We start from the raw sequence: 4,002 nt of genomic DNA, 5'->3' as shown, positions 1-4,002 counted from the left end.
TGCCAATAGGCCGATAACGCCATCGCTCCACCTCGCGCAAAAGGCCGAGCATGACCGGGCGGCTCAGCGGATTACAGATGGGAGCGTTGAAGGCTTACCCAGGGCTTACACAGCGGGCCGTTCGTGCCGAGGTATCGAAGCATTCCGCCATGCCCGAAGGCCGATCAGTCAGACCCAATTAAGCGCCTATCGAATTCAACCTTGAGGCCAAGCCGATGACCTACCTCAGCCAAAACCCCGCCACCGGAGCAACCCTCCGCCACTACCCCGAATGGAACGACGCCGAACTGGACCGGGCGCTCGGCCAAACCGCCACGGCGCTGCCTGAATGGCAAACCGCCGCCGTGTCCGAGCGCGCCGATTGCTTGAGACGGGCGGCTGTGGTGTTGCGCGAAAACCTGGAGCCTTACGCCCGGCTCATCACCGGGGAAATGGGCAAGCCGATCCGCGAGGCCCGCGCCGAAATCGAGAAATGCGCCCTGGGCTGCGAGTTTTACGCGGAGAACGCCGTCCGCCTGCTGGCCGACGAGCGGGTCGAAACCGACGCCCGGCGCAGCTACGTCGCCTTTCAACCGCTCGGCACGGTGCTGGCGGTCATGCCGTGGAATTTCCCGTTCTGGCAGGTGTTCCGGTTCGCCGCGCCCGCGCTGGCGGCGGGCAATGGCGCTCTCCTGAAACACGCGCCCAACGTGCCCGGCTGCGCGGCGGCCATCGAAGGCGTCTTCCGGCAGGCGGGGGTGCCCGAGGGCGTGTTCCGCTGGCTGCCCATCGCCCACGAACAGACCGAGCGGCTCATCGGCACGGCCCATGTCCAGGCCGTCACCCTGACCGGCAGCGAGCGGGCCGGACGGCGCATCGCCGGACTGGCGGGCGCGGCGCTGAAGAAAACCGTGCTGGAATTGGGCGGCTCGGACCCATTCGTGGCGCTGGCCGACGCCGACCTGGAATTGACCGTGGAAACGGCGGTGACGGCGCGGTTCCAGAACTCCGGGCAAAGCTGCATCGCCGCCAAGCGCTTCATTGTGGTGGACAGCATCGCCGATAAATTCCTGGCCCGGTTCCGGGCCAGGGTCGAAGCGCTGACCGTCGGCGACCCGGCGCGGGAGGACACGGACATCGGCCCGCTGGCCCGCGCCGATTTGCGCGACGACTTAGGGCGGCAAGTGGTCGAGTCGATCCGCCTGGGCGCGGTGCCGGTGACGGGCTGTAAGCCGCTGGATGGCCCCGGCTTTTTCTACGCGCCGTCGATTTTGGATCAAGTGCGTCCCGGAATGCCCGCCCATGACGAGGAGTTATTCGGCCCGGTGGCGGCCATGGTGCGGGTGCGGGACGAGGCGGAAGCCTTGAGCGCCGCCAACCGGCACCGCTATGGCCTGGGTGGGTCGGTGTGGACGCGGGATAGCGAGCGGGGCGAGCGCTTCGCCCGGCGACTGGAGTGCGGCGCGGCGTTCGTGAATGGGCTGGTGAAGAGCGACCCGCGCTTGCCCTTCGGTGGCGTGAAGGATTCGGGGCATGGGCGGGAGCTTGGCGTGTTTGGCCTCTGGGAATTCGCGAACATCAAGACGGTCTGGATGGGTCCCGGCGCCGTTTAAGGCGATTCCCTAATATAGCGCGATTGCCCTGGGCTTCACCCCGAAACACCCGCCCAATAAAAAACGCGCCCCAGGCTTGCCCCGAGGCGCGTTTTGTTTGCGCCTGGCCCGGACGACTTTCCGCCGCCGGGCCGCGCCAGCCCTTACAGGGCGGCGGCGTTCTCGGCGAGGTAAGAAGCCACGCCTTCCGCGTTGGCGTTCATGCCCTTCTTGCCCTTGTTCCAGCCCGCCGGGCAGACTTCGCCGTGTTCTTCGTGGAATTGCAGGGCGTCCACCATGCGGATGAGTTCATCCATGTTGCGGCCCAGCGGCAGGTCGTTGACCACTTGATGACGGACCTTGCCGTCCTTGTCGATCAGGAAGGTGCCGCGATAAGCCACCGCCGCGCCTTCCACTTCCACGTCGTAAGCCTTGGCGATGGCGTGGCTCACGTCGGCGATCATGGTGTAGCGCACCGGGCCGATGCCGCCCTTGTCCACCGGGGTGTTGCGCCACGCGCAGTGGGTGAACTGCGAGTCCACGGACACCGCCAGCACTTCCACGCCTCGGCTGGTCAGTTCGTCCAGGCGGTGGTCGAGGGCGACCAGCTCGGTGGGGCAAACGAAGGTGAAGTCCAGGGGATAGAACACCACGGCCACATACTTGCCCTTGGTTTCTTCGGAGAAGGAATAGCAATCCACGATGCTGCCATCGCCCAACACGGCGGCAGCTTTGAAATCCGGGGCGGGTTTACCGACTAATACGCTCATCTAAGGTCTCCTTAATCGTCAATGCCAAACAGTGGGGGGGATGCCTTCGGAGCGGTTGAAAGCCCGTTCCAAAGGCGTTTGAAGTGGAAAGTCGAGGCTCGGATTCTACACAAAATTAGTCGGAAATACCTACCGACCCAATGGTGTATCCGACCCGGTCTATGTGGTGGCAAGCCTGCGAATATCAAGCCCTTGAATCAGGCAACAGAGTGTCGCCACGGCCCATCGGCGGCACCGTTATTCAGCCACACGCGGTGGATGCGCCCGGCGTCGCGCCGCCGCGTCGGCCAAGATTTCCAGCAAACCCGCGCTGTCGTCCCAGCCAAGGCAGGCGTCGGTGATGCTGACCCCGTAGGCGGGCGGCTTGCCCGGCACCAGTTTCTGGTTGCCCTCGTTGAGGTTGCTTTCGATCATCACCCCGAAAATCCGCCGGTCGCCGCCCGCGATTTGCTCGGCCACATCCTTGCCCACCGGCACTTGGCGCTGGTACTGCTTGAGGCTGTTGGCGTGGCTGAAATCGACCATGATCTGCGGGGGCAGGCCCGCCGCCGCCAGCGCTTCCGCCGCCGCCTGGACGCTTTCGGCGTCGTAGTTGGGGTGCTTGCCGCCGCGCAGGATGATGTGGCTGTCCTCGTTGCCGGTGGTGGAGAAGATGGCCGAGTGGCCGGCCTTGGTCAGCGACAGGAAGTGGTGCGGACGCCGCGCCGCGCCGATGGCGTCGATGGCGACCTGGAAGCCGCCGTCGGTGGCGTTCTTGAAGCCGACCGGGCAGGACCGGCCGGAGGCCAGTTCGCGGTGACCCTGACTTTCCGTGGTGCGGGCGCCGATGGCCCCCCAGGCGATGAGGTCGGACACGTATTGCGGGGTAATCAGGTCGAGGTATTCCGTGACCGCGGGCATCCCCAGCTCGTTGAGGTCGAGCAGGAGCTTCCGGGCCAGCCGTAGCCCCTTGTTGATGTTGAAGCTTTCGTCCAGGTCGGGGTCGTTGATGAGTCCCTTCCAGCCGACGGTGGTGCGCGGCTTTTCGAAGTAAACGCGCATGACGACCACCAGGTCATTGGCGAGGCGCTGCTTGGCTTCGAGCAGTCGGCGCCCGTATTCGATGGCGGCGGCGGGGTCGTGGATGGAACATGGCCCGATGATGACCAGCAGCCGGTCGTCCTGTCCCGCGAGGATGTTGTGGATGGCCTGCCGGGCAGCCAGGGTGGTCATGGCGGCTGTCTGGCTGATGGGGTATTCCTCGTGGACCTGGCTGGGCGGAATGACTTCCTTGATTTCACGGATGCGCAGGTCATCCGTGTTGTATTGGTTATGGGTGACCGCCGCGATATCCGAGTGCTGGTTCATACGCTTGTTTCCACTGGTTTTGGCTTCGGCGGCGAGGGCCGAAGACTTTGATTCGTATTCGAAAGGGGCGATATTTTACCGTGCCGGTGGGAAATTTCCCGAGTTTGGGCGTCGGTTAGGCGGCGGGGCTGGTTGATAAAACGCCGCTGATGGGGAAACAACGGGGCTTGGGGGTATAGTGGACCCCGTTTTCCGGACAGTCATTTAAGATGGTGACGGGCGAGAACGTGGAGTCCGGAGTGAGCGAGAAGAAACGCCAGGTATTCAGCGGTGAGTTCAAGGCCAAAGTCGCCTTGGAGGCGATCCGGGGGGTG

The 4,002-nt window shown here is 64.5% G+C and carries 3 protein-coding genes; 1 reads left to right on the top strand and 2 read right to left on the bottom strand.

The window, feature by feature from the left end; translation table 11 throughout:
- The first annotated feature begins 215 nt into the window (after window positions 1–215).
- Window positions 216–1,592 carry an NAD-dependent succinate-semialdehyde dehydrogenase gene (locus ACXWUF_RS19915; RefSeq protein ID WP_458496324.1) on the top strand — a complete coding sequence of 459 codons (1,377 nt, stop codon included), beginning with the start codon at window positions 216–218 and terminating at the stop codon, window positions 1,590–1,592.
- Between the two features lie 143 nt (window positions 1,593–1,735).
- Here ACXWUF_RS19915 and ACXWUF_RS19910 read toward each other — a convergent pair whose 3' ends face one another.
- Both ACXWUF_RS19910 and aroG read right to left on the bottom strand, forming a co-directional pair.
- Complete coding sequence (locus ACXWUF_RS19910; protein WP_458496323.1) at window positions 1,736–2,341, bottom strand: peroxiredoxin C; 606 nt, start codon at window positions 2,339–2,341, stop codon at window positions 1,736–1,738.
- A gap of 237 nt (window positions 2,342–2,578) precedes the next feature.
- Window positions 2,579–3,688, bottom strand: a complete 1,110-nt coding sequence (gene aroG, locus ACXWUF_RS19905; protein WP_458496322.1) for a 3-deoxy-7-phosphoheptulonate synthase AroG — start codon at window positions 3,686–3,688, stop codon at window positions 2,579–2,581.
- Window positions 3,689–4,002 lie beyond the last annotated feature (314 nt).

Source organism: Methylomagnum sp. (genome assembly GCF_054333355.1).
Note: the sequence above shows the minus strand (reverse complement) of the source record. Positions and strands in the feature narration are given on the sequence as shown.